Below are 577 nucleotides of genomic sequence, written 5' to 3' on the forward strand. Positions count from 1 at the left end.
TTTAGCTTCAGGCTTATCTATCAGGGCAATAGCTCGTAATGTAGAAAAGGCAGCGTCAACGGTAAGCCGTGAAATCAAACGCAATGGTGGTATTGCCAAATACCGTGCCGTTACGGCTGATAAAAATGCGCTAGAGCGAGCATTAAGGCCAAAGCAATGCAAATTACAAAAAGGTAATCCACTTAGCGATTTGGTTGAGTCTAAGCTACTAGACGACTGGTCACCAGAGCAAATTTCTGGCTGGTTAAAAATAAAACACCCAGCATCATCTGAAATGCATATTTCACATGAGACTATTTATAAAACGTTATTTATCCCATCACGCTATATTTTCGAAAAAGCAGTCCTTAGCCATCTTCGCTCAAAACGTAAGTTGAGGCATGGTAAACGCTCAACAAATAAGGGAATTTATAAAGGTATTATTGATGCTAAAACAATTCATGAAAGGCCCCATGAAATTGAAACACGAGCAACTCTAGGTCACTGGGAGGGCGATTTAATATCAGGAAGTAGCAACTCACATATAGCAACATTGGTTGATCGAAAAACACGGTATACAGCTTTGGTACAAGTTGAT

At 39.9% G+C, this 577-nt stretch carries 1 protein-coding gene; it reads left to right on the forward strand.

Annotated features, from left to right (window positions below; all coding sequences use genetic code 11):
- The coding region (locus P20495_RS21125; protein ID WP_033016500.1) for an IS30 family transposase at nt 1–577 on the forward strand (577 nt) is incomplete at both ends.

The sequence above is a fragment of the Pseudoalteromonas sp. BSi20495 genome, from assembly GCF_000241185.1.
GTDB lineage: Bacteria > Pseudomonadota > Gammaproteobacteria > Enterobacterales > Alteromonadaceae > Pseudoalteromonas > Pseudoalteromonas fuliginea.